Source organism: Streptomyces sp. NPDC055013, from assembly GCF_053608645.1.
Genome location: NZ_JBSGVW010000033.1, coordinates 91813 through 118564, shown reverse-complemented (window position 1 = coordinate 118564; position 26752 = coordinate 91813). Strand labels below are relative to the sequence as shown.

General features: G+C 72.0%; 25 protein-coding genes and 1 pseudogene. 8 read left to right on the top strand and 18 right to left on the bottom strand.

Annotated features, from left to right (window positions below):
• Positions 1–147 precede the first annotated feature (147 nt).
• A complete protein-coding gene (locus ACWGDB_RS32400; protein ID WP_453825702.1) occupies positions 148–1389 on the bottom strand; it encodes a trans-sulfuration enzyme family protein in 1242 nt (413 codons plus the stop codon).
• A gap of 118 nt (positions 1390–1507) precedes the next feature.
• On the opposite strand from ACWGDB_RS32400, the gene ACWGDB_RS32395 reads away from it, so the two are divergent.
• The gene (locus tag ACWGDB_RS32395; RefSeq protein ID WP_453825701.1) at positions 1508–2014 is read left to right on the top strand and encodes an Lrp/AsnC family transcriptional regulator; all 507 of its coding nucleotides are present in this window, start codon (positions 1508–1510) and stop codon (positions 2012–2014) included.
• A gap of 64 nt (positions 2015–2078) precedes the next feature.
• A complete protein-coding gene (locus ACWGDB_RS32390) occupies positions 2079–3767 on the top strand; it encodes a DUF885 domain-containing protein (RefSeq protein WP_453825700.1) in 1689 nt (562 codons plus the stop codon).
• A 99-nt stretch (positions 3768–3866) separates the two neighbouring features.
• On the opposite strand, the gene ACWGDB_RS32385 is transcribed toward ACWGDB_RS32390, so the two are convergent.
• From ACWGDB_RS32385 to ACWGDB_RS32375, 3 genes are all read right to left on the bottom strand, one after another.
• Positions 3867–4700: an SDR family oxidoreductase gene (locus ACWGDB_RS32385; RefSeq protein ID WP_453825699.1), complete on the bottom strand. Its 834-nt coding sequence runs from the start codon at positions 4698–4700 to the stop codon at positions 3867–3869.
• A 63-nt stretch (positions 4701–4763) separates the two neighbouring features.
• Complete coding sequence (locus tag ACWGDB_RS32380; RefSeq protein WP_383599444.1) at positions 4764–5279, bottom strand: immunity 21 family protein; 516 nt, start codon at positions 5277–5279, stop codon at positions 4764–4766.
• 57 nt (positions 5280–5336) lie between these two features.
• On the bottom strand, positions 5337–5813 hold the full coding sequence (locus ACWGDB_RS32375; RefSeq protein WP_453825698.1) for a rhodanese-like domain-containing protein: 477 nt from the start codon (positions 5811–5813) through the stop codon (positions 5337–5339).
• Between the two features lie 94 nt (positions 5814–5907).
• On the opposite strand from ACWGDB_RS32375, the gene ACWGDB_RS32370 reads away from it, so the two are divergent.
• Positions 5908–6354 (top strand): Lrp/AsnC family transcriptional regulator, encoded by a 447-nt coding sequence (locus ACWGDB_RS32370; RefSeq protein ID WP_328883076.1) that lies wholly within the window; start codon positions 5908–5910, stop codon positions 6352–6354.
• A 37-nt stretch (positions 6355–6391) separates the two neighbouring features.
• Here ACWGDB_RS32370 and ACWGDB_RS32365 read toward each other — a convergent pair whose 3' ends face one another.
• From ACWGDB_RS32365 to ACWGDB_RS32345, 5 genes are all read right to left on the bottom strand, one after another.
• Complete coding sequence (locus tag ACWGDB_RS32365) at positions 6392–9388, bottom strand: AAA family ATPase (protein ID WP_453825697.1); 2997 nt, start codon at positions 9386–9388, stop codon at positions 6392–6394.
• Positions 9385–10548 carry an exonuclease SbcCD subunit D gene (locus ACWGDB_RS32360; protein ID WP_453825696.1) on the bottom strand — a complete coding sequence of 388 codons (1164 nt, stop codon included), beginning with the start codon at positions 10546–10548 and terminating at the stop codon, positions 9385–9387. The genes ACWGDB_RS32365 and ACWGDB_RS32360 overlap by 4 nt, the downstream gene beginning before the upstream one ends.
• Before the next feature lie 137 nt (positions 10549–10685).
• Complete coding sequence (locus tag ACWGDB_RS32355; RefSeq protein ID WP_453825695.1) at positions 10686–11312, bottom strand: YigZ family protein; 627 nt, start codon at positions 11310–11312, stop codon at positions 10686–10688.
• A gap of 81 nt (positions 11313–11393) precedes the next feature.
• Positions 11394–11936 carry a SixA phosphatase family protein gene (locus tag ACWGDB_RS32350; protein ID WP_453825694.1) on the bottom strand — a complete coding sequence of 181 codons (543 nt, stop codon included), beginning with the start codon at positions 11934–11936 and terminating at the stop codon, positions 11394–11396.
• On the bottom strand, positions 11933–12658 hold the full coding sequence (locus ACWGDB_RS32345; RefSeq protein WP_453825693.1) for a hypothetical protein: 726 nt from the start codon (positions 12656–12658) through the stop codon (positions 11933–11935). The genes ACWGDB_RS32350 and ACWGDB_RS32345 overlap by 4 nt, the downstream gene beginning before the upstream one ends.
• A 346-nt stretch (positions 12659–13004) precedes the next feature.
• Here ACWGDB_RS32345 and ACWGDB_RS32340 point away from each other — a divergent pair, with 346 nt between their 5' ends.
• Positions 13005–13424 carry a CoA-binding protein gene (locus ACWGDB_RS32340; RefSeq protein WP_453825692.1) on the top strand — a complete coding sequence of 140 codons (420 nt, stop codon included), beginning with the start codon at positions 13005–13007 and terminating at the stop codon, positions 13422–13424.
• Between the two features lie 68 nt (positions 13425–13492).
• Entirely contained in the window at positions 13493–14716 is a 1224-nt protein-coding gene (locus ACWGDB_RS32335) for a 4-hydroxybenzoate 3-monooxygenase (RefSeq protein ID WP_453825691.1), read from the top strand.
• 1 nt (position 14717) lies between these two features.
• Here the strand turns inward: ACWGDB_RS32335 and ACWGDB_RS32330 are convergent, their stop codons facing one another.
• Entirely contained in the window at positions 14718–16088 is a 1371-nt protein-coding gene (locus ACWGDB_RS32330; RefSeq protein ID WP_453825690.1) for an SMI1/KNR4 family protein, read from the bottom strand.
• An 85-nt stretch (positions 16089–16173) separates the two neighbouring features.
• Complete coding sequence (locus tag ACWGDB_RS32325; protein ID WP_328429162.1) at positions 16174–16533, bottom strand: ArsR/SmtB family transcription factor; 360 nt, start codon at positions 16531–16533, stop codon at positions 16174–16176.
• A gap of 82 nt (positions 16534–16615) precedes the next feature.
• Here ACWGDB_RS32325 and ACWGDB_RS32320 point away from each other — a divergent pair, with 82 nt between their 5' ends.
• The gene (locus ACWGDB_RS32320) at positions 16616–17713 is read left to right on the top strand and encodes a cation diffusion facilitator family transporter (RefSeq protein WP_453825705.1); all 1098 of its coding nucleotides are present in this window, start codon (positions 16616–16618) and stop codon (positions 17711–17713) included.
• Between the two features lie 10 nt (positions 17714–17723).
• On the opposite strand, the pseudogene ACWGDB_RS32315 reads toward ACWGDB_RS32320, so the two are convergent.
• Positions 17724–18280 (bottom strand): annotated as a pseudogene (locus ACWGDB_RS32315) (YbaK/EbsC family protein).
• Positions 18281–18344: 64 nt separating this feature from the next.
• Complete coding sequence (locus ACWGDB_RS32310) at positions 18345–18917, bottom strand: helix-turn-helix domain-containing protein (protein WP_453825689.1); 573 nt, start codon at positions 18915–18917, stop codon at positions 18345–18347.
• Between the two features lie 107 nt (positions 18918–19024).
• Here ACWGDB_RS32310 and ACWGDB_RS32305 point away from each other — a divergent pair, with 107 nt between their 5' ends.
• Entirely contained in the window at positions 19025–19882 is an 858-nt protein-coding gene (locus ACWGDB_RS32305; protein ID WP_453825688.1) for an EamA family transporter, read from the top strand.
• 1 nt (position 19883) lies between these two features.
• On the opposite strand, the gene ACWGDB_RS32300 is transcribed toward ACWGDB_RS32305, so the two are convergent.
• A complete protein-coding gene (locus ACWGDB_RS32300; RefSeq protein WP_453825687.1) occupies positions 19884–20738 on the bottom strand; it encodes a DapH/DapD/GlmU-related protein in 855 nt (284 codons plus the stop codon).
• A 115-nt stretch (positions 20739–20853) separates the two neighbouring features.
• On the opposite strand from ACWGDB_RS32300, the gene ACWGDB_RS32295 reads away from it, so the two are divergent.
• Positions 20854–21384: a gamma carbonic anhydrase family protein gene (locus tag ACWGDB_RS32295; RefSeq protein ID WP_453825686.1), complete on the top strand. Its 531-nt coding sequence runs from the start codon at positions 20854–20856 to the stop codon at positions 21382–21384.
• A 69-nt stretch (positions 21385–21453) separates the two neighbouring features.
• Here ACWGDB_RS32295 and ACWGDB_RS32290 read toward each other — a convergent pair whose 3' ends face one another.
• From ACWGDB_RS32290 to ACWGDB_RS32275, 4 genes are all read right to left on the bottom strand, one after another.
• On the bottom strand, positions 21454–22098 hold the full coding sequence (locus tag ACWGDB_RS32290) for a DedA family protein (protein WP_453825685.1): 645 nt from the start codon (positions 22096–22098) through the stop codon (positions 21454–21456).
• A gap of 72 nt (positions 22099–22170) precedes the next feature.
• Positions 22171–23718, bottom strand: coding sequence for a carboxylesterase/lipase family protein (locus ACWGDB_RS32285; RefSeq protein ID WP_453825684.1), 1548 nt, complete (start codon positions 23716–23718; stop codon positions 22171–22173).
• Between the two features lie 186 nt (positions 23719–23904).
• On the bottom strand, positions 23905–25773 hold the full coding sequence (locus tag ACWGDB_RS32280; RefSeq protein ID WP_453825683.1) for a ricin-type beta-trefoil lectin domain protein: 1869 nt from the start codon (positions 25771–25773) through the stop codon (positions 23905–23907).
• A 389-nt stretch (positions 25774–26162) separates the two neighbouring features.
• Complete coding sequence (locus ACWGDB_RS32275; protein ID WP_453825704.1) at positions 26163–26600, bottom strand: DUF4442 domain-containing protein; 438 nt, start codon at positions 26598–26600, stop codon at positions 26163–26165.
• Positions 26601–26752 lie beyond the last annotated feature (152 nt).

Sequence of the window (26752 nt, the reverse complement as noted above, 5' to 3'; positions counted from 1 at the left end):
GCCCCAGGGGCTACTGACGGCCGGCGACGACCGACTCACTATGACCGGCCGCGCCCCGCGGCAGAGCCGCATGCCGGTGCAGCCCCGCGCCCCTTCGGGGGCGCCCCACCGTCCCCTGAGTGGCAGCGACCCGAGACGCCCCAGGGGCTACTGACGGCCGGCGACGACCGACTCACTATGACCGGCCGCGCCCCGCGGCAGAGCCGCATGCCGGTGCAGCCCCGCGCCCCTTTCGGGGCGTGCCGCCGTTCCCAGCGCCGCGTCCAGATCCGCCCACAGGTCGTCCACGTCCTCCAGCCCCACCGACATCCGCAGCAGTCGGTCGCTCACCCCGGCGTCGCGTCGGTCGTCCGCGTCCACGATGCGGTGGCTGATGGACGCCGGGTGCTGGATGAGGGTGTCGACGCTGCCGAGACTCACGGCGGGGGTGATCAGGCGGACGTCGGCGATGACCTCGTGCGAGTCACCGTGGACCTCGAAGGCGATCATGGCGCCGCCGATGCGCGGATAGTGGACGCGGGCGACGCGCGGGTCGTCGGCGAGGCGGCGGGCGAGTTCGGCGGCGCTCGCCGAGGCGGCCCGTACCCGCACCGGGAGGGTCGACAGGCCCCGCAGCAGCAGATAGCCGGCCAGCGGATGCAGGACGCCTCCCGTGGCGAACCGTATCTGCCGCAGCCGCCCGGCGAACTCCTCGTCGCAGGCCACGACGCCCGCCATCACGTCACCGTGGCCGCCGAGGTACTTGGTGGCGCTGTGCAGCACGAGCCGCGCACCCTGTTCCGCGGGGCGTTGGAGCACCGGTGTGGCGAAGGTGTTGTCCGCGAGCAGCGGCACGGAGCCGCAGGCATGGGCCACCGCCCGCAGGTCCACCTCGGCGAGCGTGGGATTCGCCGGGGACTCGACCATCACCAGGCCGGTGTCCGGACGCAGCGCCTCCGTGATTCCGGCCGGGTCGGTCCAGGTCACCTCCGAGCCCAGCACTCCGGCGGTGAGCAGATGGTCGCTGCAGCCGTACAGGGGGCGTACGGCGACGACATGGCGCAGGCCCATCGACGCGCGTGCGAGAAGAACGGCGCTCAGTGCCGCCATCCCGCTGGCGAAGGCGACCGATGCCTCGGTGCCCTCCAGCCGGGCGAGGGCGGTCTCGAAGCGGGCGACGGTCGGGTTGCCCAGGCGGCCGTAGACGGGCGGGCCGTCCGGCTCCGCTCCGGTGGCGGCGAAGGCGTCGATGCGGGCGGCTTCGGCGCGGCTGTCGTAGGAGGGGTAGGTGGTGGAAAGGTCGATCGGCGGAGCGTGCAGGCCCTGTCGGGCGAGGTCGTCGCGGCCGGCGTGCACGGCCTCGGTGGCGAGTGCTCTCGGTGCGGTGCGTACGTCGTCGTACCCGTGCATAAGGTCGTATGCCTCCCTGCTCGCTGGATCCATGGGCAGCCATGGGCTGAAGGCCGAACAGCGGAAGACTGAACAGTGGGCGGGGTTCAGTGGTGGAAGACCGTGTTACGTTCGGCCAATGGCCGAATCTGTCGTACTGGATCCGGTCGATCTGCATCTGCTGCGGCTCCTGCAGAACGACGCCCGGACCACCTATCGCGACCTCGCCACGCAGGTCGGGGTCGCACCGTCGACGTGTCTGGACCGGGTGACGCGGCTGCGCCGCTCGGGCGTGATCCTCGGCCATCAGCTCAGGCTGGACCCGGCCAAGCTGGGCCGTGGGCTTCAGGCGCTGCTGTCCGTGCAGGTCAGGCCGCATCGCCGGGAGTTGGTGGGGCCGTTCGTGGAGCGGATCCGGGCGATGCCGGAGTCACTGACCGTCTTCCATCTGACCGGGCCGGACGACTATCTGGTCCATGTCGCGGTCGCGGACATGGCGGATCTGCAGCGGCTGGTGCTGGACGAGTTCACGTCCCGGCGTGAGGTGGCACGGGTCGAGACGCGGTTGATCTTCCAGCAGTGGGACTGCGGCCCGCTTCTGCCACATGACACGCCGGAGAACAAGCCCTCAGCGAAATCGGGCTGATGTGGGACAAGCGCCGGTGAAACCGGGCTGACGCGGCGACGGTCGCCGTATGAGGATGGACCGCATGTCTGAGACCAACAGCCCGCTGCCCCGTGAGGTCGCCGACGCGTATGTCGACGAGCTCATCGCCCTCGACCCGGTGACCGGTACGTACCTTGGCGTGAAGGAGAGTTCGAGCAAGCTGCCCGACCTCTCCCCCGCGGGCCAGGAGGCGCTCGCGGACCTCGCGCGGGCCACGCTCGCCCGGCTCGACGCGGCCGAGCGGCTGCCCGGCGCGGACAGTGACATCGAGCGCCGGTGCGCGCGCCTGCTGCGCGAGCGGCTCACCGCGGAACTCGCCGTGCACGAGGCCGACGAGGGCCTGCGCGCGGTCGGCAACATGGCCACGCCCGCGCACTCGGTGCGCGAGATCTTCACCGTCACCCCGAATCAGACCGACGAGGACTGGGCGGCGATCGCCGAGCGGCTGCGCGCGGTGCCGGCCGCGTACGCGGGCTACCGCGAGTCCCTCACCCTGGGCCTGGAGCGCAAGCTGTACGCGGCGCCGCGTCCGACCGCCACGTTCGTCGAGCAGCTCACCGAGTGGTCCGACACCGGCGAAGGACATGGCTGGTTCGAGGACTTCGTGTCGGCCGGGCCCGATGCGCTGCGCGCGGAGCTGGACGACGCCGCCCGCGGGGCCACGGCCGCCGTGGTGGAGCTGCGCGACTGGATGCGCGACGTGTACGCGCCGGCGACCGAGGGCGCCCCGAACACGGTGGGACGCGAGCGGTACGCCCGCTGGGCGCGCTATTTCAACGGTATCGACCTCGATCTGGACGAGGCGTACGCGTACGGCTGGGCCGAGTACCACCGGCTGCTCGGCGAGATGAAGAAGGAGGCGGAGAAGATCCTTCCCGGCGCCGCGACCCCATGGGTGGCGCTGGCGCACCTCGACGAGCACGGCCACCACATCGAGGGCGTCGACGAGGTCCGCGACTGGCTCCAGGGCCTGATGGACGAGGCGATCGAGAAGCTGGACGGCACGCACTTCGAACTCGCCGAGCCGGTGCGGAAGGTGGAGTCGCGCATCGCCCCGCCCGGCGGCGCGGCGGCCCCGTACTACACGGCCCCCTCCGAGGACTTCTCGCGGCCGGGCCGCACCTGGCTGCCGACGATGGGGCAGACCCGCTTCCCGGTCTACGACCTGGTCTCGACCTGGTACCACGAGGGCGTGCCGGGCCATCACCTCCAGCTCGCGCAATGGACGTACGTCGCCGGGAACCTCTCCCGCTACCAGGCCACCATCGGCGGGGTCAGCGCCAACGCCGAGGGCTGGGCCCTGTACGCGGAGCGGCTCATGGACGAGCTCGGCTTCCTCACGGACCCGGAGCACCGGCTGGGCTACCTCGACGCCCAGATGATGCGGGCCGCGCGGGTCATCGTCGACATCGGCATGCATCTGGAGCTGGAGATCCCGGCCGACTCCCCGTTCCACCCGGGCGAGCGCTGGACTCCGGAGCTCGCCCAGGAGTTCTTCGGCTCGCACAGCAGCCGTCCGGCGGACTTCGTGGAGAGCGAACTGACCCGTTATCTGACGATTCCGGGCCAGGCCATCGGCTACAAGCTGGGCGAGCGGGCATGGCTGCTGGGCCGCGAGAAGGCGCGCGAGCGGCACGGCGACGCCTTCGACCTCAAGGCGTGGCACATGGCGGCCCTGTCCCAGGGTTCCCTGGGCCTGGACGACCTGGTGGACGAGCTGGCCCAGCTCTGAGGCGGACGCCGGAGCCTGTCGCGCGGGCCAACGCCTGCTGCAGGCTCCGGCACCCTCGACCCCGGCGTCGTCACCCTCAACCACCCCGGCCTCGTCACCTCAACGCAGGAATCCGCCCTCGGAGTTGATGACCTCACCGGTGATCCAGCCCGCCTCGTCGGTGGCCAGCCAGGCGATGAGGCGGGCGGGGTCGTCGGGCATGCCCCACCGGCCGGCGGGGAAGCGGGCGGCCACGGCCTGGTACGCCTCGCCGCTCAGGTAGTCCGTGTCGACAGGGCCGGGGTTGACGGTGTTCACCGTGATGCCCTGCCCGGCGAGCGTGGTCGACAGCGAGCGGGTGATCGACGCCAGGGCGCCCTTCTGCAGGGCGTAGGCGATCTCCCCGGGCATGCCACCCGCGATGTCCTGCCCGGAGGTCATCATCACGACGCGGCCGCCGGGACCGGCCGGCCTCAGCCGGGCGTGGGCCTGGACGAGGAGCAGTACCGCACGGGTGTCGACCGCCCAGTGCGCGTCGAGCATCGCGGCGTCGATCTCGTCGAGGGTGCCGTCGGAGCCGCTGACGGCGTGGTTGGCGATCAGGATGTCGAGCCGTCCGCCCAGTGCCGCGGCCGCCGTGGCGATCAGCTCGGCGGGCGCGGCCGGGTCGGACAGGTCACCGGGTCCCGCGAGAACCTGGGCATCGGGGTCGCCGAGTGCCGCACGCACGGAGGCGACGACGTCGTCCGGGCTGTCGGCTCCCCACGGCATGGCGGCGTCGTGCGGCACATGGTGGTGCAGATAGACACTCGCCCCGTAGGCGGCGAGCCGCCGTGCCACCGCATGACCGATGCCGGCGCGTCTGCTGGCCCCCGTGACCAGAGCGGTCCGGCCGCGCAGGGGCAGCGGGTCACGGCGCAGGTCTTCGGGGGTGGGGTGCGGAAGTCGGGGCATGGCAGATCATGATGGCGACCGGCCGGGTGAGGCGCACCTGGTTATTGATGCACCTACGTGGCATCAGTGCGGCAGTCGTCGCAGCTGGACGAGCCCCAGCCAGGTTTCCGGACCGGGCTGCACCTGCGCGGCCCGGACCGCGTACGCGCCCGGTTCCAGGGCCACGCGCAGATGCTCGGTGCGTTCCGTCTCACGCCCCGGCCAGGCCGAGTCGAACAGGACCACGGTCCCCGGCACGTTCCAGCGCACCTCGTGTCCCCAGACCGCCGTGGCGAGGGCGTCCGGAACCCGGGCCAGCAGTTCCGCTTCGGAGTCGGCCGCGCACCAGCGCACGAAGATGCCCTGGTCGGGCAGGTAGGTGGTCGAGGCGGGCTCGTCGCCGAGCACCAGTGCCGCGCTGTCTCCCACGGGCAGGAGTCCGACGAATCCGTCGATTTCGCAGGCCCGGTCGTAGTCCGAGGCCGTCTCGTCACCGTCGGCGCCCGCCCAGAACGGCAGCACCGTCTCCGGCACCGCTATCAGCGGGCCGCCGCCCGACTCCACCCACTCCACCGCGCTCGGTTCCGCGTATCGCACCATGGCAGCAGAACCTACACGCCCCACGTTGCGCTCAGATCACCGTGCCCAACTACCGTCTCAGCAGCCGCAGTTGTCGGCACCCATGCGCGGCGCGGTCAGCGGATCGGCCTCCCGACGCTCTCGCCCCTGCCAGGTCTCGTACTCGAAGCCCTCACGCACCCAGTACTCGAATCCGCCGAGCATCTCCTTGACCCGGTAGCCGAGTTCGGCCAGGGCCAGGGCGGCCCGGGTCGCACCGTTGCAGCCGGGACCCCAGCAGTACGTCACGACCGGCACGGACCTGTCGAGGAGCTGCTCCGCCTGCTCGGGGATCAGCGCGGTGGGGAGGTGGATGGAGCCGGGGATGTGGCCCTGGTCCCAGGACTCGGTGGAACGGGAGTCCAGGACGACGAAGCCGGGGTCGGCATCGGCCGCGAGAGCGGCGGCGACGTCGGACACGTCCGCGTGAAAGACGAGGCTCGTACGGAAGTGGGCGGCGGCCTCGGCAGGCGTGGCGGGCGCGACGCGCAGGACAGCGTTGGGCGTAGTCGTCATGATCGGAAATCTACGACCGTTGATCCACGCCCTGAAGAGGAAATCCTCTGCGCTCCTCTTGATCTGCCGGGGAATGCCCTGCTACTCCTCGCTCATGACCGCGTATTCCCCGGACGCCACCGACTGGCGCATCCTCGACGTCCTCCAGCGGGACGGCCGCGCCAGCTTTGCCGAGCTCGCCAGGGCGGTGTCCATGTCCGCGAGTGCGGTCACCGAGCGGGTGCGGCGACTGGAGGAGGCGGGCGTCATCCAGGGCTACGCCGCCGTGGTGGACCCCGAGCGGCTGGGCCTGCCGATCCTGGCCTTCGTCCGCCTCCGGTACCCGAACGGCAACTACAAGCCCTTCCACGACCTGGTCGCCGCGACGCCCGAGATCCTGGAGGCCCATCACGTCACCGGTGACGACTGTTTCGTCATCAAGGTCACGGCCCGTTCGATGCGGCATCTGGAGGAGGTGTCCGGCAAGATCGGCACCCTGGGCTCGGTGACGACGAGCGTCGTCTACTCGTCCCCGCTGCCCCGCCGCCCGCTCGGCCACTGACATCACCCCTGCGCCGCCGTCTGCCGGGCCACCGGAGTCACCCGACACCCCGTTGCCGAAGCACCGACCCCGATCTCCCCTTCACGACCTCCAACTGCGCATGGATCCGCCGCCGCAGATCCGCGACATGGCTGACGATCCCGACGCTGCGGTCGCGCTCGCGCAGGGAGTCGAGCACGTCGAGCACCTCGTCGAGGGTCTGGTCGTCGAGGCTGCCGAAGCCCTCGTCGATGAAGAGCGTGTCCAGGCGGACCCCGCCGGCCTCGTCGGTCACGACGTCCGCGAGGCCGAGAGCGAGGGCCAGAGAGGCGAAGAACGTCTCGCCGCCCGACAGCGTCGCCGTGTCCCGCTCCCGCCCGGTCCAGGCGTCGACGACATGCAGCCCGAGCCCGCTGCGGCCACGACCGGCCCGGTCGTCGGAGTGGACGAGGGTGTAGCGGCCGGACGACATGCGTTGCAGCCGTACGGTCGCCGCGGCGGCGACCTGTTCGAGACGGGCCGCCAGGACGTAGGACTCCAGGCGCATCTTGCGCTCGTTGTCCGACGAGGTTCCGGCGGTGAGCGTGGCGAGGCGGGCCACGCGGTCGTACTCCCGGCGCAGCGGGGCCAGTTGGCGCACGGCGGCGGTCGCGCGCGTGGACAGCCGGTCGAGCTCGGTACAGCGCCGGGCGGCGGCGTCACGCGCGGACGCGGCGTCGCGGGCCCGCTGGGCCGCCGCTGAAGCTGCCCGCTCCGTGGATGCCACCTCGGCCGGCGCCTGCTGGGCGGCGGCTGAGGTGTCGGCCTCGGCGAGGACGGCGCGTACTGCGGACTCTTCGGACTGCCAGGCGTCCAGCCGTCGTTGCAGGTCGCGGTGGGCGGCGTCGTCGAGGAGCGAGTCGGCAGCGGCCTGCGGGGTGTCGAAGCCCGCGCGGAAGGCGGCGTCGGCCAGGCGGGCGTCGGCGTCCTTGAGCCGTTGGGCGATGTCCTCCTCGGCGCGCGCGGTGTCGGCGGCGTCGGTGAGCAGCTCGGCCTGCCGCGCCAGTTGGGCGGCTCGCGCGGACACGCTGGCGGCGGTGCCGCGGGCCTGGGTCAACTCCCCCTCCAAAGTGGCCCGTTCCCGGTCCAGCCGCTCGCGGTGGCCCACCCGGGACGCGACTCTGACCGCCGCCCGCTGCCGGTCGGCGGTCCGCTGTTCGTACTCCGCCTCGGCCCGGCGCAGCTCCTCGTGCGCCGGGTGCAGCGCGGACGCATCCCGGCGGGCCTGCGCCCACAGACGCTCCAGCTCCTCGCAGTGCGAGGCGAGTTGGTCGGTCGGCGAGTCGCCGGCCTCGGCCGTGGCGGCGGCCAGCGCCTCGCGTACGACGCCCAGGTGCCGCTCCTTTTCGCTGTGCCGTTCCTCCGCCTGCTGGTAGGCGGCCAGCGCGCGCTCCTCCGCCTCCCGGTCCACGTGCCCGGCGTCCTTGCGGGCGGGAGCGGGGTGGTCGATGGCCCCGCAGACCGCGCAGGGTTCACCATCCTGCAACTGGGCGGCCAGCTCGGCGGCGATGCCCTCCAGCCGCTGTTCCTTGACGTCGAGCCAGTGCGCCTTGGCCTCGAGCACCTGTTCCTGGGCGAGTCGGGCCTGTTCGGCGGCAGCGTCCGTGTCACCGGCGAGCTGGTCACGCATCCGCGCGGCACCGAGCCGCTGCTGCGCGGGCTCACGCTGTACGGCGAGCTGCTCGGCCCGGGTCGCGGCGTCCTGGGCGGTGTCGATACGGGCCTGGAGTGCGGCGCGGTTCTCCTCCCACCCGGCGAGCCAGTCCTCGGCGTCCTGCAGCAGGCCCTCGTCGGCCCGTTCCTGACGGTCGAGTTCGTCACGCTCGTCGACGAGGTCGGCCAGTCGCTGTTCACCGCGACGCGCGGACTCCAGTCCGCCCAGTTCCTCGGCGGCCCGGCGCGCGGCGACCGCGAGCCCGGCGGCGCCTGCCCCCGCGAAGGTCTCCGGCAACAGTCCACGCGCGTGTGCCTCGGCCGCCGCCGCGCGCCGGTGCTCCGCCTCGGCGGCGTCACGCAGCTCCAGCGCGGGCGCCACGGCCTCCGCCTTGCGGGAGCGCTCCATCCTGGCCTGCGCCTGCCGGTAGCCGTCGGCGCGTGCGTCCAGCAGCGCGGCCCGCTCCCGGGCCTCGGTGAACCGCCGCTGCAGCCGGGCCACTTCGCGTAGGTCGGCCAGGGCGCGCTCGGCGGCCGCCTGGGCGGACTCGGCGGCCAGGAGGCGGCAGTGGGCGACGGTCAGCTGCTCGCGGGCGGTGCTGCGGGCGATGGCGGCAGCACCGAGGATGGCCTCGGCGAGGCCCGGCTCGCCCGGTGCGAGGTCGGGCGGCAACTGCATGGCGTTACCCGCCGCCTGCTGCATCCGGTGGGCGTCGGCCAGCAACGCGGCGTCGCCGTCCCGCACCTGGGCCTCGGCCGCCCGCCGGCGCTCGGCGAGGCGCTTCTCGACCTCGGCGAAGCGGTGCGTGTCGAAGAGGCGGCCCAGCAGCTTGCCGCGAGCCTCGGCGTCGGCGCGCAGGAAGCGTGCGAAGTCGCCCTGGGGCAACAGCACCACCTGGCAGAACTGCTCACGGCTCATGCCGAGCAGCTGGGTGATCTCCTCGCCGATCTCCTGGTGCGAACGGCTGAGGTCCTTCCAGGTCCCGGCCTGCGCGTCGTACGCACGCAGCCAGGTCTGGGCCTTGTCGAGCGTCGTGCCCGAGCCGCGCTTCTTGGGGCGCTCCCAGGGCGGCTGCCGGGTGACCTCCAACCGGCGTCCGGCGACGGTGAGTTCGAGCCGGACCTCCGTGCGCGTGCCGGCCGCGGCGTGATCGCTGCGCAGGGCCATGCCCTGGCCGCTCTGGCGGGCACCCGGCACGGAGCCGTAGAGCGCATAGCAGACGGCGTCCAGGACGGAGGTCTTGCCGGCGCCGGTCGGTCCGTGCAGCAGGAACAGGCCGGCCAGGGAGAGCGCGTCGAAGTCCACGGTCTGCGAACCGCCGAAGGGCCCGAAGGCCGTCACGTCGAGGCGATGGAGCCTCACCGCGCCACCTCCCGCACAATCTCGTCGGCCCGCACCGCGTCGAACGCGTCCCTCAGCACACCCTGTTCGTGCTCGTCCGGCCCGGCCCCGCGCACATGCGCCACGAAGTCCTCCGCGATCTCCTGGTCGCTCCTGCCCGCGAGCCGCTGCGCATAGGACACCTCGGGATCGTCGGGCGCCCGCTCGGGGTCGAAGACGAGACTGAGCGTGTGCGGGAAGCGCTCGACGAGGCGGGCCATGGGGTCGGCCGGGCGCACCGCGTCCGTGAGCGTCGCCTCGGTCCAGGCCTCCTCGCACCGCGTGAGCGCGGGGTCGGCGAGCAGGTCCTCCAGCGTCCCCCTGATCCTGGCCAGCGCACGCGGCACCGGGCAGTCGACCCGCTCGGCGGTGACCCCTCCGTCGGCGTCCAGGTCGACGAGCCACATGCTCTTGCGGTGATCGGCCTCGGAGAAGGAGTACGGCAGTGGCGAGCCCGAGTAGCGGACGCGCTCGGTGATGGTCTGGCAGCCGTGGAGGTGACCCAGCGCCACGTAGTCGACGCCGTCGAAGACTCCCGCGGGGACCGCGGCCACCCCACCGACGGTGATGTCCCGCTCGCTGTCGCTGGCCTCGCCCCCGGTGACGAAGGCATGCGCGAGAACGACCGACCGCGTGCCATGCGCGCGTGCGGCGAGGTCCGCGCGCACCCGGTCCATGGCGGCGGCCAGCACGGCCTCGTGTCCGGGCTTGTCGACGGCGAACTCGTCCTTCACCAGGGCGGGTTCGAGATACGGCAGCCCGTAGAAGGCCACGTCGCCGAAGTCGTCCCGCAGCACGACCGGCGTCCCGCATGCCGACGGCTCGGTCCGTAGATGGACACCCGCGCGGCCGATCAGCCCCGCTCCCACACCGAGCCGACGGGCCGAGTCATGATTCCCCGAGATCATCACTGTCGGGACGCCGAGGTCGGCTAGCCGGTGCAGCGCGTCGTCGAACAGCTCGACCGCGGCGAGCGGCGGCACCGCCCGGTCGTACACGTCTCCCGACACGACCACCGCGCCCACACCGCGCTCACGCACGGTCGTGACGAGGTGACCGATGAACTCGGCCTGGGCCCCGAGCATGTTCACCCGGTGGAACGCCCTGCCGAGATGCCAGTCGGAAGTGTGCAGCAGTCTCATGATCCCCGAGACTAACGGCCGGGTCTGACAGCACGGGCGGTTACTCCCGTATCGCCCCGTCATGACAGGGACTCCATACGCGCGTTACGGACATTTCACCCAGCATGTCCATCCCGGGCTGCCGCCCGGCCAGCCCCTCACGCGTCCCCGTACGCCTCTCCCCCGAGCTCGAACCCCGCCGCCCCTGCCGTCGCGTCCGCCAGCCACGCCCGGAACGCCTCCACGTCGGCGTCCGGCAGACCGATCTCGATCGTGACCGCCTCGCCGTACCGCACGTCCCGGACCTCCCGCCCGGTCGACCTGAGGTCGTTCTCCACCTTGCCCGCGCGCTGGTGGTCGACGGTCACCGTGGCCAGCCGGAAGCGGCGGCGGGTGAGCGTGCCGAGCTCGTCCATCGCCTCCCCCACGGCACCGCCGTAGGCCCGGATGAGCCCGCCCGCGCCGAGCTTCACGCCGCCGTAGTAGCGGGTGACGACGGCAACTACGTACCGCATGTCGCGGCGCAGCAGCATCTGGAGCATGGGGACGCCGGCCGTGCCGCCCGGTTCGCCGTCGTCGCTGGCCTTCTGGATCGCGGCGTCGGCGCCGATGACGTAGGCCCAGCAGTTGTGGGTGGCGTCCGCGTGCTCCTTGCGGATGCCGGCGATGAAGTCCTGGGCCTCCTGTTCGGTGGCCGCCGGGGCGAGCGCACAGATGAAGCGTGAGCGGTTGACCTCGGTCTCGTGCACGCCCGCGCGGGCGACTGTGCGGTACTCGTCCTGCATCCGGCCAGCCTATGCCGACCTTCCGCGGACCCTCGTCCCGAGGCCCGAGCTCCAGGCCCGGCGCCACAGCCGTTCATCGGTTCACGTCTTCTTGCCCCGCGCCACCATCACCCCCGTCAGCAGCGCCGTGCCCGGCGTGAGAGCCCGCCATGTGGTGCCGTGCCAGGCCAGTACGGCGATCGCCGACGTCGGGAACTTCACGCGGACCTCGTCGAGCGCATCGTCGAGGTCGTCGCCCGCGAGGTCGAGGACGAGGTCCTCCAGGCCCGGGTTGTGCCCGACCAGCAGCAGCGTCTCGACCTCGGCGGGCACCTCCTGCACGACCGCCAGCAGGTCGGGCACGTCGGCCGCGTAGAGCCGCGGGTCGTGACGCACCGGTGGCGGCGTGCCCCACTGGGAGGCCGCCAGTTCCCAGGTCCCACGCGCGCGTGCGGCGGTCGAGCACAGGGCGAGGTCCGGCAGGCAGTCGGCCTCGGCGAGCATCCGGCCCGCGACCGAGGCGTCGCGGAGACCGCGTGGGGCGAGCGGGCGTTCGTGGTCGGCGACGCCGTCCGGCCAGGCGGACTTGGCGTGCCGCAGGACGACCAGGCGGCGCAGCGGACCCGCGCCCATCCGCGCGGTCATGCCGGGCTTCCCAGGTCGCGCGCGAGGTCGAGGCCGAGGAGCCGGTCGGCATAGGCGTACGTCTCGAAGCGGGCGCCGTCCGACAGGTCCGGGGCGGTCTCCACCCAGCGCAGGACCCCGAGCACGCCGGGTACGTCGAGGTCGTCCTCCCAGGCGGTACGCAGTTCGGTGCGCACCTCGTCGGGGATGGGCCGTGACGGCCGCTGCGCCCAGCCCCCGACGGCCCGGCGCCAGCGGACGAGCGTGTCGTGGGCCTCGGCCAGCGCGGCCACGTCGAGGCGTACGGGCACGCTTCTGCGCCGGGAGAGCAGTGCGAGACGCAGGGCGGCGGGGTCGCCCTCCTCGGGGGGTGCCTCCGAGTGCACGGGCGCGACGGCGACCCGTACCCCGTCGGGTTCCGCGTCACCGCCTTCGCGCACGACGTGGATCACCTGCGCCTCGCCCAGGCCGCCCGAGGCCGCGTCCCGGCCGTCCTCGAAGGGCCGGATGCCGAGCGCCGCGGCGCCCGCCCGCAGCTCCGCCTGCTGCCGCTCCTCGTCGAGCAGTGACCAGACCGGCGTACCGCCGAGCTCCAGGGCGCGGACGAGGAGGTCGGCGACGAGCAGCACCCGCAGGGCGGTGACGTCGAAGCCCTCCGTATGCGCCTCGATGCGGGTCAGGCCGCGGCGGGCGGGCGCGGCGTCGACGGGCTTGCCGGTTCGGGCGTCGATGATGCGCAGCACGGAGCGAGCGTAGGCGCCCGCACGGCCGTCCGCAGCCATCCGGCCCGCTTTCCGGTCAGCGTGGCGGGCCTCGGGTCTGCCGGGACTTGGCTGGTCATCCATGGTCGTACGGCCCATTCACGCGCGCGAGGCGTCTGTCGTACCCGGGCATCGCCACCCCCTGCCGTGCGGACTGCCCGAACGGTACTGCGCACGGGCTCGCCCGGACAGGAGTTCGGACCAGGGTTCCGAGGTTCCTCGGCGTGTCGGGGAATCCTCGCGAGTCGTCGGCCGTTGTGGGTCATGAGAGCAGCTGGACGGCAGTTGTACGAGACACGGGTACGGACGAGGCACAGGGAGGCCGACGGTGTACGGCGACGAGGCAGCGGTCCGCAGGATCCTCACCGAACTGGGCGACACCTGGGCCGTCGTGGGCCTGTCGTCGAACGAGCGGCGGGCTGCCTACGGGGTCGCCGAGGTACTGCAGCACTACGGCAAGCGCATCGTTCCGGTCCACCCCAAGGCGGAGACCGTCCATGGCGAGCGTGGCTATGCCTCCTTGGCGGACATCCCCTTCGACGTGGACGTGGTCGACGTCTTCGTGAACAGCGACCTCGCCGGCCCTATCGCCGACGACGCGGTCGCCAAGGGCGCCAAGGCGGTCTGGTTCCAGCTGGGCGTCATCGACGAGGCGGCGTACGAGCGCACACGCGCGGCGGGACTGGAGATGGTCATGGACCGCTGCCCTGCAATCGAGATACCGCGCCTCGGCCGGTCCCACCACTGAGTCGCGGCTGCCCCGAGCCGCCCCCCGGAACCCTCCCCTCCCTACGACGGCCACCCCATAATGCTCGGGTGACTTCCACCTCCCCCCACCCCAACTCCAGAGCCTCGCAACGCTTTCCGGTCGTCATCGTCGGCGCCGGCCCGGCCGGTCTCACCCTCGGGAACATCCTGCGGGCGGCGTCCGTCGACTGTCTGGTCCTGGAGATCGAGACACGCCAGTTCATCGAGCAGCGGCCGCGGGCCGGCGTCATCGAGGAGTGGGCCGTACGCGGACTCGAGCAACGAGGCCTCGCGGACACCCTGCTGGAGCGGGCACAGCGGCACACCGAGTGTGAGTTCCGGTTCGCCGGGGAGCGCTACCGGTTCGAGTACGCACAGCTGACGGGTGCTCATCACTGGGTCTATCCCCAGCAGTTCCTGGTGACGGACCTGGTGCGTGAGTACGCGGACGTGCGCGGCGGCGCCATACGCTTCGGCGTGCGGGACGTGCAGCTGCACGACCTCGACACCGACCGCCCCTCGGTCTCGTACACCTGCCCGGAGACGGGGCAACGGGAGGTCGTGCACTGCGACTTCGTGGCCGGCTGCGACGGTGCGCGCGGGGTGACGCGAGCCGCGCTGCCGGCCGACCGCGCCCACATCTCCCGCAGCGACTACGGCATCGGGTGGCTGGCGCTGCTCGCCGAGGCGCCGCCGTCCTCCGACTGCGTCCTGTTCGGCATGCATCCCAGCGGGTTCGCCGGGCACATGCCGCGCAGCGCCGAGGTGACCCGCTACTACCTCGAGTGCCCGCCCGGCGACGACCCGGAGAACTGGTCGCACGACCGGGTCTGGACGGAGCTGCAGCAACGACTCGGGGCGAACGGCGTGCCGCCGCTGACGGAGGGGCGTCTCATCGAGAAGCGCGTCCTCGACATGCACAACTACGTGGTCGAGCCCATGGTGTTCGGCCGCCTCTTCCTGGCCGGCGATGCCGCCCACCTGACCGCACCCATCGCCGCCAAGGGCATGAATCTCGCCCTGCACGACGCCTTCCTGCTCGGCGACGGGCTCGTCTCCCACCTGACGAAGGGCGACAGCACCGGCCTGGACGGCTACTCGCAGGCCTGCCTGAACCGGGTGTGGGACTACCAGGAGTTCTCCCACTGGCTCTCCGAGGTCTATCACGGCACGTCCTCGGGCGACCCGTACCGCGCGGGCACCACCCTCGCCCGCCTCCGCCGCATCTTCGGCTCCCCGACCGCGGCCATGGCGTTCGCGGAGCAGTACCTGGGCAGGCACGCGGACGTCTGACCTACGCCACGCCGGGACCGAGGTCGCCTTCGAGGACGGTCCGGGTGATCGGAGGGCGGTCCCACAGGGCGAGGTCCACGATCGGGAGCGGGTGCGGGGCCCCGTCCACCTTGATGGCGGCGGCCGACAGACTGCGCGGGACGGCCCCGGCGGCGAGCAGGACGCGCCATTCCTGCGGGCCGAGCGCCAGGAACTCCAGCCCGGTCAGCTTGGCGATCTCCTGCGGATGGGCGAGCGTGCCGGGGTATGCGGTGAGGGTGCGCAGGCGGGGCAGGCCGATGAGGGGCGCGAGGCTGAACGGCTCACCGTCCCACACGCCGATGCTCAGCGCTTCAAGCTCGGGGTGGGCGGCGGCCCGGATGCTGGTCGGGCTGCTGCTGTTGACCCGCACCACGGCCGACGGCCGGTCCCCGCGTGAGTCGCCGCCCGCTTCCCCGCTCTCCCCGTTCAGCACCAGATCGGTGAGCGAGTCGGCGAGCAGTTCGGCGCCGATGTTCCACTCGTGGCTGAGCATGACGATCTGCCCGAGGTGCCCGCGCGGACCGGGTGTCAGGTCGACCGCGATGCGGTCGCCGCCGCCGTTGCCGCCGAAGACGATCCAGCCGGGTGAGCCGACCAGGTGCTGCACCGCGGCGTCGGGCGGGGCGACGACCGCCTCCATCGCCGCGAACTCCCAGCGGCACGGGCGGGAGGAGGCATCGGCGACGAACAGGTCCTCCAGCGCGAGGAGTTCACAGCCGACGGCGTCGTGGACGGCTTCCGCCGTCTCGTAGTCGCCCCAGTCCGACCACCGCGCCCGCGTCACCCGGTAGAGCGCCTTGAGTTCGTCGGGCAGCGTGACGCCGAGGCGTGCTTCAGCGGCGGCGATCTCCGCCTCGGTGGCGCCGATGGCGTCGGGGAGCCGCTCGCGCAGGGTCCGTCCCAGCTGCGCCGGGTCCGCCGACGCCGCCGGTACCGCGCCGGGCATCGCATCGGGCAGGCGGCGCCACGGCTCGGCCACGGCGTCCTCCACCAGGAGGAGCGAGCCCGGGTACGGACCGGCGATACCGGGATCCGCGGCGGGACCACAACTGATCAGCTGGAGCACGGTCCGACCCGCCGGCGAGATCTCTGCCACGAAGGCGATGTCGTCGGTGCCGGCCTCCAGGAGAGCGTTGCGCACCACCTCGACCGCGACCCACTCGTCCTGCATGTCCTCGACCTGGGCGGCCCGTCCCGGCTCCGGTGACCGGCGCCGCACGGGCACGCTCCACCCGTACAAGCCGATCTGGCCGGTCACATAGCCGCCCGGAGCGGCCAAGCGCTCCTCGTTGCTCGCCCGAAGGACCCTCAGGATGGGTTCCCAGGTCGCGAAGTCATGTATCGACGGCAAGGGTGGCCTCCGGTCGTTCCGTCGTCGTGACGGAGCCGATTATCGCCGGGATCGGACGGTCAACCGCCGGGCGGGGCGACCGGGTTCAGTCGTGCAGCGGCCGGTCGCTGAGCCGATGGTCCGCGACGTTCAACGCCTCGTCGACGAGGCGGCGCAGATGGCCGTCGCGCAGCGAGTAGATCACCCGCCTGCCCTCCTTGCGCGTGTTCACCAGACCGGCGAGACGCAGCCGAGCCAGATGCTGGCTGACGGCGGGCCGGGCCGCGCCGCAGGCCTCGGTGAGGGTCGTGACATCGGCCTCGCCGGCCGTCAGGGCGTGCAGCAGCGTGAGGCGGGTGCGGTCGCCCAGCAGGGCGAGGAGTTCGGCGGCGAGCGCGAACTGTTCCTCGCCCGGGGTGCGCGGGTGCGCATCGTGCGCAGTTGATAGGTGCATGCGTGCGCTCATACGCACATAATGGCCGCGTGGACGGCCCGCGTCCACACCCGCGCAAGGGACCTCCATACTCATGCGACGGAAGGGGAACTCCGTGGGCGACCGGCACGAGCACGAGCACCACCATGGGCACGGTCACGGCCGGGGCTCAGCGAGCGAGCACGACCACGCGCACGACCATCCCCACCCGCACGACCACTCCCCCACCGGCCTCCGCCAACGCCTCGCCCACCTCCTCACCCCGCACTCCCACGAGACGGCCGACAAGCTCGACTCCGCCCTGGAGTCCTCGGCCCGTGGCATGCGCGCCCTGTGGGTCTCGTTGGCGGTCCTCGGTCTGACGGCACTCGCCCAGGCGGTCGTGGTGGTCGCGTCCGGGTCGGTGGCGCTGCTCGGCGACACGGTGCACAACACCGCGGACGCGCTGACCGCCGTACCGCTCGGCATCGCGTTCGTCCTGGGCCGGCGCGCGGCCACTCGCCGCTTCACCTACGGCTACGGACGGGCCGAGGATCTCGCCGGTATCGCCATCGTGCTGACGATCGCCGCGTCCGCGGCCTTCGCGGCATGGACGGCCGTCGACCGCCTCCTCGACCCGCGCCCCATGCAGCAGATCCCGGCCGTGGCCGTGGCGGCGCTCGTCGGATTCGCGGGCAACGAGTGGGTGGCCCGCTACCGGATCCGGGTCGGCCGGGCGATCGGCTCGGCCGCGCTGGTGGCGGACGGACTGCACGCGCGTACGGACGGATTCACCTCACTGGCCGTCCTGTTGAGCGCGGGCGGCGCGGCGTTCGGGTGGCAACTCGCCGACCCGATCGTGGGATTGGCGATCACGGCCGCGATCACGCTGGTGCTGCGGGACGCGGCGCGCGAGGTGTTCCGGCGGGTCATGGACGCCGTGGACCCGGCTCTGGTGGACCGGGCCGAGCGGGCGCTGCGGGAGGTCGAGGGCGTGCGCGGGGTAGGCGAGTTGCGGTTGCGCTGGATCGGGCACCGGCTGCGCGCCGAGGTGGCAGTCGTGGTGGACGGGGAGGCGACCGTACGGCAGGCGCACTCCATCGCCGTCGACGCCGAACACGCGCTGCTGCACGCCGTACCCCGGCTCACGGCGGCCCTGGTGCACGCCGACCCGGCACCGGTGCCGGGCGAGGCGGATCCGCACCACGCCCTCGCCCACCACACCGCGGCCTGAACCCGCGTACTCAGGCGACGCCGAGCCCCTCCAGTACGACCGCCCCCGGCAGTTCGGCGAACGCTTTCCCCGGCACCAGCAGCTTGCCGCGCCGCCGGCCGCTGCCGACCAGGACGTACGGCAGGTCGAGCACGGCCGAGTCCACCAGCACCGGCCAGCCGTCGGGCAGCCCGATCGGGGTGATGCCGCCGTACTCCATGCCGGTCTCGCCGGTCGCCGTGTCCATCGAGGCGAACGACGCCTTGCGGGCGCCCAGTTGACGGCGCACCACGCCGTTGACGTCGACCCGGGTGGTGGACAGCACGAGGCACGCGGCCAGTGTCGTCCCGCCGCCGCGCTTGCCCGCGACGACGACGCAGTTCGCCGACTGTTCGAGGAGCTCCTGTCCGTAGTGCTCCACGAACACGGCGGTGTCGGCCCACTGCGGATCGGTCTCGACGTAGACGATCTGCTCGGCGGGGACGCTGCCGCGCCACTGGCGCACGGCATCGGCGACCGGTCGAATGAGCTCGTCGAGGCAGTCCGGGGCGGGGCGGCGGTGTCGAAGCGTCCGATGGGTGCGTCCATGAGCGCACGCTAACAGGACCGCGGAGGCTTCCGGCCGGGCGTCTCGGTGCACCAGCGGGTCCGATCAGTGCACCAGGGGGACCGAGACCGTCAGCGTCATCCGCATCGGGACGTCGCCCTGGTTGGCGTAGCCGTGCGGGGCGTTGGCGTCGAAGGTGACACTGGAGCCGGCCGTGACGAGGTACTCCACCCCCTCGACGGTCAGGGTCAGTTCGCCCGTCGTGACATGGGCGATCTCGACCGTGCCGGCGGGATGCGGGTCCGATCCGCTGTTCTCGCCCGGCATCAGCTTCCAGTCCCACATCTCCAGCGGACCGGGCGCCTCCGTGCCGGCGAGGAGCCTGCTGTAACTACCGGCTTCCGTGTGCCACAGCCGGACCACCTGCTCGGGCGGGACGACGCGCACCTTCGGGCCCTGCTCGTAGTCGAGGAGGGTCGTGATGCTGATCCCGAGCGCGTCGCCGATCTTGGCCACGGTGCCGAGGCTCGGGTTCGTGCGGGCCTGTTCGATCTGGATGAGCATGCCTCGGCTGACCCCCGCGCGCGTGGCGAGGGTGTCCAGGGTGAAGCCGCGCTCGGTACGCCAGCGCTTGACGTTGCGCGCCAGGGACTGGGTCAGCAGGTCGAGGTCCGACACATTCCGTCCAACGTTGCGGAGTCAAATATTCTGGATGACAGGGTTTATCCGACTGTACTACGGTGGGCTGCACCCCATCGTGCACCGAACTGTACTGCGAGGCACTCGTGACAGCACTCTTCGCCCTGGCCACCAGCCTGCTGTGGGGGCTGGCGGACTTCGGCGGCGGACTGCTGACGCGACGTACCCCGGCCCTGACGGTGGTCGTCGTCTCGCAGGGGATCGCGGCGGCCGTGCTCGGCGTGATCGTGGTCGCCACCGGCGCCTGGAGCGAGGCAGGTGACCAGCTCTGGTTCGCGGTCGCCGCCGGAGTGGTGGGCCCGGTCGCCCTGCTCTGCTTCTACAAGGCGCTCGCGCTGGGCCCCATGGGCGTGGTCTCCCCGCTCGGCACCATAGGCGTGGCCGTCCCGGTCGGGGTCGGCCTCTTCCTCGGCGAGCGGCCAGGACTGATGCAGATCGCGGGGATCGCCGTCGCCGTAATCGGTGTGGTGCTCGCGGGCGGACCGCAACTGCGGGGCGCACCCGTGCAGCGGCAGGCCATCCTGCTCACGCTGGTCGCGGCTTTCGGCTTCGGCACGGTGTTCGCGCTGATCGCGGAGGCGTCGACCACCATCACGGGCCTGTTCCTCGCCCTCTTCGTCCAGCGCGTGGTCAACGTGGCGGCGGGCGGCCTCGCCCTGTACGCCTCCGTGCGGCGGGGCGCCGCCGCGCTCCCGGACGGCACTTTCCCCTGGCGGGCCCTGCCGGCGCTCGCCTTCGTCGGCCTCGCCGATGTGGCGGCGAACGGCACCTATGTCGTCGCCGCCCACCACGGCCCGGTCACCGTGGCCGCCGTGCTCGCCTCGCTCTACCCGGTGGTGACGGCGGTGGCCGCGCGCGGCTTCCTCAGGGAGCGGTTGCGGGGAGTGCAGGCGGCGGGTGCCGGGCTCGCACTGGTGGGCACGCTGCTGCTGGCGACCGGCTGACTCAGGACTCCGCGTCCAGATCGGCGAGTTCGGCAACCGTCGGCTCGGCCGACTTCGCAGCCGCCCTCTCGTCCGGCCCGTCCCGCTGCGCCGCCGCCTTCTCGTCGAGTTCCGCCAGCTTCGCCACCGTCTCGTCGTCCAGCTCGGCCAGCGCCTGCAACTGATCCGGGGTGATCCCGTCGGGTATCGGCACGGGCGCCGGGGTCCGAAGCGGCGGCTGCCAGCCGTCGTCGGGTGTCCAGCGTCGTACGACACGGGCGGGCGCTCCCGCGACGACCGCGTGGTCGGGCACCACACCCCGGACCACCGCGCCGGCCGCGACCACGACGTTCCGCCCGATCCGCGCCCCCGGCAGGATCACGGCCCCGGTACCGATCCAGCACCCCGGGCCGATCTCGACCGGCTCCATCCGCGGCCACTGTCTGCCGATGGGCTCGTGCGGATCGTCGTACGAGTGGTTCGTGGACGTGACGTACACGTACGGCCCGAAGTAGCAGTCGCTGCCGATGGTGACCGTCGTGTCGGCGATGACATGGCTGCCGCGGCCGAGCACGACGCCGTCCCCGATCCGCAGGATCGGCTCCGGGCCGAGATCGAGGTCGGGCATCAGACCGGCCGTCAGCGTCACCTGCTCGCCGACGATGCAGTGGGAGCCGAGGTGGATCCAGGGTTCGCCGAAGACCGTGCCGAGCGGGAAGGCCAGCCGGGTGGCCTCGCCGATCGAGCCGAAGTGGAAGCGGCCGGGGTTCTCGGACGTCACCGAACCCGTGCGCTGCACCCAGGCCCAGCCCGCGTGGACGGCGCGCTGGGTGAGGCTGCGCCGCCAGGACGAGAACGTGTTCTTGCGCTTGGGCACCCGCTTACCGTACTGAGCGTGCCGGGCCCTTATGAGGTCGAGGGCCTGTGATCTTCGCCCTACCGGGTGGCGTACCGTGCGCAGTGTCTACGACGTTTGCGGTGAGGAGAGGGCGATGACGCGGAAGGCGCTGGTCATGGGCATCGGGGGCCGGGAACCGAAGATCGACGAGGCCGCGTTCGTGGCGCCGACCTCGTCGGTGATCGGGGACGTGACGCTGGAGGCCGGGGCCAGCGTCTGGTACGGCGCCGTCGTGCGGGGTGACGTGGAGCGGATCTCGGTCGGGGCCGAGTCCAACGTTCAGGACAACTGCACGTTGCATGCCGACCCCGGGTTCCCGGTGGCCATCGGGGAGAGGGTGTCGGTCGGGCACAACGCAGTGGTTCACGGCGCGACCGTTGAGGACGACTGTCTGATCGGGATGGGGGCGACCGTCCTGAACGGTGCGGTGATCGGGGCCGGGTCCTTGGTCGCCGCGCAGGCTCTGGTGCCGCAGGGGATGCAGGTGCCGCCCGGGTCCCTGGTCGCCGGGGTTCCGGCGAAGGTGAAGCGGGAGCTGACGGAGGAGGAGCGTCAGGGCGTCACGCTCAACGGAACCATGTATGCCGAGTTGGCGAAGGCTCACCGGGAAGAGCACGGGGCGTAAGGACGCACGCGGCACGCGGGTTCGTCGTGGCCCGCTCGCGCGGTTCACCCGCGCCCGCGCAGGGGCGCTTCAGTCGCCGGCGGCCACGGGTTCCGGCTCTCGGTGGGCCGTCTGGGCCTTCTTGGCCTTGCGCTTGATGATCAGCATCGACGTCACGCCGATCAGGACCGCCGCCACCAGGCCCAGCCACGAGAAGCGCTTCAGCCAGGACTCGGCGACCACTCCGACGTAGTAGATGACCGCGGTCGTGCCGCCCGCCCAGAGGATGCCGCCGAAGACGTTGGCGATCAGGAACTTCCAGTACGGCATCCGCAGGACGCCCGCGAGGGGGCCGGCGAAGATGCGCAGAAGGGCGACGAAGCGGCCGAAGAAGACGGCCCACATGCCCCACTTCTGGAAGGAGCGCTCGGCGGTGGCGATATGGCCCTCGCTGAAGTGCTTGGGGAATTTCGCCCCCAGCCACGCCAGCAGCGGGCGGCCGCCCTTGCGGCCGATCGCGTAGCCGATGGAGTCGCCGATGATCGCGCCCGCGGTCGCGCAGGCGCCCAGCACGAAGGGGTCGATCTCACCGTGCTGTGAGGCGAGCAGCGCCGAGGAGACCAGGATGATCTCGCCGGGCAGCGGGATGCCCAGGCTCTCCAGACCGATGACCACGCCGACCAGCAGATAGATGGCGAGCGGGGGCACCGTTTCGAGCCATTCCTGGACGTGCAACGCCGCTTCCTCCCATGTCGTGCACCCTGCGTTCCCGGCGCACGCTCGGTCGTGAGCGTGCGCCGGGGCAGCCTACCCGCTCCGGGTGACGCTCTCGGCGTCCCACAGGTTGCACTGGTGCTCACCGGGCACAGCGGTGCTCGGCGCGTTCCCGCCGGCGGACGAGGTGCGCAGGGACAGCACCGTCCCGGGCCGGGCCGGCATCGCGGGCTGTCCTGTGGCGCGCGGCACTCCGTCGCGGACGAAGGAGCCCCAGTACTGGATCATCTGCCGCGCCAGTGTCCGCTGCTCGGCGTTCAGCGGTGACCGCAGGCCGAAGTGTTTGAAGAGGTACTGCACCTCGTTGACGTGTGTGGCGCCGAAGTCGAAGTCCGCGCCGAGGTTGCGCAGGGAGGCGAAGGGCGGGGAAGTGCGGTCGGCGAACTCGTGCGCATAGACCTTGCCGCGTCCGGCGAGGGTGCCGTCGAGGCGGAGCGCCGGGCAGGCGAACAGCTGGTCGCCCTGGGCGGTGGCGTACGCGAGGGTCGGCGAGGGGTGGGCGGACAGCGGGTAGCGCGCGAGGGCCTCGTCGCCGTAGTCCTCCCGCATGACGGCCGGGTACTGCTCGGCGGTGAGCGGAGTTCCGCTCAGGTCGAACCGGGCGAAGGCGAACAGCCGCCCCTCGTCCTGGTTGGCCCCGTTCATGACCGGCAATCCTGCGGCGGCTCCGCGCGCGAACGCCTCCTCGGGCTGCCTCGGCAGGAAGTCGCCGCCGACCACCGGCGCCCAGTCGAACGCGCTCTGAGCGGCCAGGATCTCGGCAGCCGGCTTGGCGCGCAGACAGGCCAGGTCGGCACAGCCGAGCTTCTGCGCGAAGGCGGCACCCTGCGCCACGGCCGTACCGTGCGGACGGGCACCGCAGTCGCCGTACGCCCCGCTCTGGATGATCCCGGCCCGGAACAGCCCCTTCGCCGTCGGCGAGGCGAGCTGGGTGCAGACGGAGCGGCCGCCCGCCGACTCGCCCGCGATGGTCACGCGGGCCGGATCGCCGCCGAAGCGGCCTATGTTGGCGTGCACCCAACGCAGTGCGGCCTGCTGGTCGAGCATCCCGAAGTTGCCGGAGACGCCGTCGCGCGCCTCGCCGTCGAGCCCGGTCGTGGCGAGGAAGCCCATTGCCCCGAGGCGGTAGTTCACGGTCACGACGACGGTGCCGGTCCGGCGGGCGAAGGTGTCGGGGACGACGTCCCGGCCGGCCCCGGCGGTGAGCCCTCCGCCGTGGAACCAGACAAGGACGGCGCGACGGGCGGCGCCGTCGGGGACGTACACATTGAGGTCGAGACAGTCCTCGGTATGGCTGGGCTGCTCGTAACCGGGGTCCCAACTCGCGCTTTGCACGCACGTGTTGCCGAAGTCCCGTGCCGTACGCACTCCTTGCCAGGGCCGGACGGGACGCGGCTCCCGCCAGCGGAGCTTCCCGACGGGCGGCTCGGCGTAGGGGATGCCGAGGAACTGCCTTCCCTCGGCAGTGTTCTCACCCCGCACCCGGCCCGCGTCCGTGCGGACGACAGGCGGGTCGGCGGCGGCTTGCGCGGGCGCGGGCGTGACGAGCGCGGCCGCCAGGGCCATCAGCGCGACGGACATACGACGTAACACCGGTCCACCTCCACATTTGTCCACTGCCGAAGGTTCAAGTGGGGCTGCTGGGCGCGGCGGGAAAACTATGAGCGTCAGTTACTCGTGTCAACAAGGTGCACAGGAAACGGCCGAATGACGCAGGGAACGATGAAGGGGTCACCCCGGCGGGGTGACCCCTGACCTGACGGAGGCCTAGCGAAGGGCGGAGTCGAGCGTCGCGCCGGCCGCGCCCACGACCGTGGAGACCGTGGCCGGCACCTTGGCGGGGAGGGCCACGACGGCGTCGACCGGGGTGGCGGGCTCTTCACTGCCGGAGTCGTCCTGGACGTATCGCGTCTCGTAGTGCGACTGCGGGTCCCCCTCCGGCACGTCCTGGCCATCGCGCGGAGACTCCGCCTCGGGCGGCTGGGGGACGGTGTCGCCCGGCGACCCGTTCTCGGGTTCCGTGGGGGCGTCGGACCGCGCGGGTGCCCCGTTCTCCCCGTTCTCCTGACCCTTCTTCCCCTCCGGCTCCTCCCCTCTCTTCTCCTGTGTCTTCTCGGACCCGGATCTCTCTCCGCGTACGTCCGCGAGCCCGCCGTCGAGCATCCAGCGCTGCGCCTCGGACCCGTCCCGTTCGGCGACCACCACGCTCACGCCCGCACCCGACGCGACGGCCAGCCCCTCGGACCGGCGTGGCAGAAGCTCGCCGTGGACGGTGAGGTCGTAGCGCACCTCACCGGCGTGCGCGAGGCAGTCCGCCAGGACGACTGTGCCCTCGTCGGCGTCGGAGTCGAGGCAGAGGGTGGGGTCGGCGGCGCTGCCCAGCAGGCCGTTGTCCCGGTACGACCACTGCTGGGAAGCGGCGGAGGAGCACTCCGCCAGCTCGGCCCGGGTACCGGAGCGGACCTCGCCGTCGCGGAGGTCCAGGCACAGGCCCCGGTCGAGATTGCGGAGCCGGCCCTGAGCGATCTCGACCGGGGCCTCGGCCGAGGCGGCCGACGGTGAGCCGCCGGACGAGGGCGGGGACGCCGTGCCCGGGTGGACGGTCCTGCCGCTGGGCGCGCCCCAGGTGGCACCCGGGGCGGGGACGCCGCTCTCCTCGGTCCAGCCCTTGGCGGCGAGGACCGTCACGAGCAGCGCGAGAGCGGTGAGACCGACCCCCATGGCGACGGTCTTCGGACGGACACGCGGCGGAGCCAGGCGCTCCGGACGGTGCCGCCCGCCGTGGCGCGGGCCTTCCCACGGCGTCGGCGCCGAGCCGCCCCGCCTGGGCCGGGAGTCGAGATAGCGCCGGGCGCCCCAGCCGAGCACGGTCTCGGCGAGCAGCACTTCGAGGCCGCCCTCGAAGTGGCTGAACTGCTCTGCGGCGTGACGGCAGTAGCGGCATTCCGTCAGATGCTGCTGGACATCGGGCAGCAGGGCACCGCCCCGGCGAATGGGGACATCCAGGAGACGGTTGTAGTAACGGCATTCCCGGGTGGGCGCGAGTTCGCCGTGGGCGCGCACGCAGCCACTCCTGAATTGCTCGCGCACTCCTTCCAGTGCGGCCGATGCCGTGGCCGCGTCCACCCCCAGCAGACCAGCGGGTATGGTTATCGGTTCCGCCTCGACCTCGGTGTGCCAGAGAAGGCATTGCGAGGCCCCGGACAGAGCACGGAAAGCGCGTTCGGCGATGTGCCGTCTTTCGGGCGTCACGGACCGCGCCGCACGCAGCCCGCGGCCGCCCGTGGGTTTGCCGAGTTCCGGCAGCAGAGCGGAAATTTGACCGTCTGCCGCCCACTCCTTCACCAGATCCCTTACAGCGGTGAGGAGTTGGGGACGCAGGGCGCCGCCGCCCGGCCGGCCGAGCACGCGATGGAACGCGGCGGCGGCCACCATGGAGGCCGAACTCTCCGTGGACACCAGGCAGATGGCCGCGTAGTCGTACGTGGCGCGCCAGTGCCGGGCCATCAGCAGCGCGACGGCACGGGCGTCCGTGCCGGCCTTGCCGAGGTTCGCGACCAGATCGCGGTCGGACTCCGAGGGGCTCGCCCCGGGACGTGGCGGGTAGGGCGGTCGTGGGGGGTGTGGGGATTGCACTGAACCATTTCCTTCCCGGCCTCAGGACGACATGGGGAATGCGCGTCCGTCGGAAAGCAGGTTGCCTGATTGGTGCGTACCTAGGCCGCGTCACCTGTGGACCGGCTATCGGGCCGCTCACTTTCGCACAAGCGACGTACAGGAAACAAGAAGTTCGAGTGACCGACGTTCAAAAGGCGAGAAATTCAGAATAGTTACCGGCGGTATCCGCACCCGCATTCGATAGCGCCGCCGAGTTGTGTGCCAAGTTGTGTGCAGCCAAGGACACTTGGTCCACGGAATCTTCAACTCCGCATCGCCCGGCGACATGAGAGCTACCGATCGACCAGGACACAGAAGAGGGGCCCCGCACGTACGGCAGGGCCCCTCTTCGTGGTCTTACGGCCGACTCAGCCGTTAGGACGCAGCGTCCAGACGACGGTCATCTCCCCGGTGACGGCTCCGTCACCGCGCTGGATCTCGATGGCCACGGGGAACTCGGGCCGCTCCCCCGCGTCCAGCTCCGCGACGACCTCGGCGGCCGGACGGCCCAGCGTCGCGGTGGCGGTGACGGCGCCCATGGCGAGCTTCTTGTAGGCGATCTCGGCGCTGACGGCGAGCGGAACGGCGCGCGAGAGCTGGTCGCCGAACGCAGCCAGCACGATCGCCCCGCTGGCGGACTCCCCGAGCGTGAACATGGCGCCGGCGTGCGGCCCGCCCACGTGGTTGTGGTACTCACCCTGGTCCGGCAGAGCCACCACGGCCTTGTCCGGCGTGGTCTCCAGGAACTCGAGGTTCAGGGTCCGGGCCATGGGCACGGTGGCGGCGAGCATCTCGCCGATCGACATCTGGTCTGCGCTCATGACGGTCATGTTACCCACGAGTAGGCTCCGAGGGACAGGGCGTGTGACGCAACAGATAGGTGGTCGATGTAAGGGGACGGTGGAGGTGACGGGCCGCGGACGGCGTTCGGGGCGATGCGGTGCATCCGACCCGTGAC

What these genes read in the sequence shown, in the direction of transcription:
- ACWGDB_RS32355 (WP_453825695.1), bottom strand. Translation starts at nt 11,312, where the DNA reads ATGCAGGACGAGTACCGCACAGTCGCCCGCGCGGGCGTGCACGAGACC.
- ACWGDB_RS32380 (WP_383599444.1), bottom strand. Translation starts at nt 5,279, where the DNA reads ATGGTGCGATACGCGGAACCGAGCGCGGTGGAGTGGGTGGAGTCGGGC.
- ACWGDB_RS32285 (WP_453825684.1), bottom strand. Translation starts at nt 23,718, where the DNA reads ATGTCCGTCGCGCTGATGGCCCTGGCGGCCGCGCTCGTCACGCCCGCG.
- ACWGDB_RS32325 (WP_328429162.1), bottom strand. Translation starts at nt 16,533, where the DNA reads ATGAGCGCACGCATGCACCTATCAACTGCGCACGATGCGCACCCGCGC.
- ACWGDB_RS32295 (WP_453825686.1), top strand. Translation starts at nt 20,854, where the DNA reads ATGACGCGGAAGGCGCTGGTCATGGGCATCGGGGGCCGGGAACCGAAG.
- ACWGDB_RS32350 (WP_453825694.1), bottom strand. Translation starts at nt 11,936, where the DNA reads ATGACCGCGCGGATGGGCGCGGGTCCGCTGCGCCGCCTGGTCGTCCTG.
- ACWGDB_RS32370 (WP_328883076.1), top strand. Translation starts at nt 5,908, where the DNA reads ATGACCGCGTATTCCCCGGACGCCACCGACTGGCGCATCCTCGACGTC.
- ACWGDB_RS32385 (WP_453825699.1), bottom strand. Translation starts at nt 4,700, where the DNA reads ATGCCCCGACTTCCGCACCCCACCCCCGAAGACCTGCGCCGTGACCCG.
- ACWGDB_RS32275 (WP_453825704.1), bottom strand. Translation starts at nt 26,600, where the DNA reads ATGTCGATCGGCGAGATGCTCGCCGCCACCGTGCCCATGGCCCGGACC.
- ACWGDB_RS32395 (WP_453825701.1), top strand. Translation starts at nt 1,508, where the DNA reads ATGGCCGAATCTGTCGTACTGGATCCGGTCGATCTGCATCTGCTGCGG.
- ACWGDB_RS32360 (WP_453825696.1), bottom strand. Translation starts at nt 10,548, where the DNA reads ATGAGACTGCTGCACACTTCCGACTGGCATCTCGGCAGGGCGTTCCAC.
- ACWGDB_RS32390 (WP_453825700.1), top strand. Translation starts at nt 2,079, where the DNA reads ATGTCTGAGACCAACAGCCCGCTGCCCCGTGAGGTCGCCGACGCGTAT.
- ACWGDB_RS32375 (WP_453825698.1), bottom strand. Translation starts at nt 5,813, where the DNA reads ATGACGACTACGCCCAACGCTGTCCTGCGCGTCGCGCCCGCCACGCCT.
- ACWGDB_RS32400 (WP_453825702.1), bottom strand. Translation starts at nt 1,389, where the DNA reads ATGCACGGGTACGACGACGTACGCACCGCACCGAGAGCACTCGCCACC.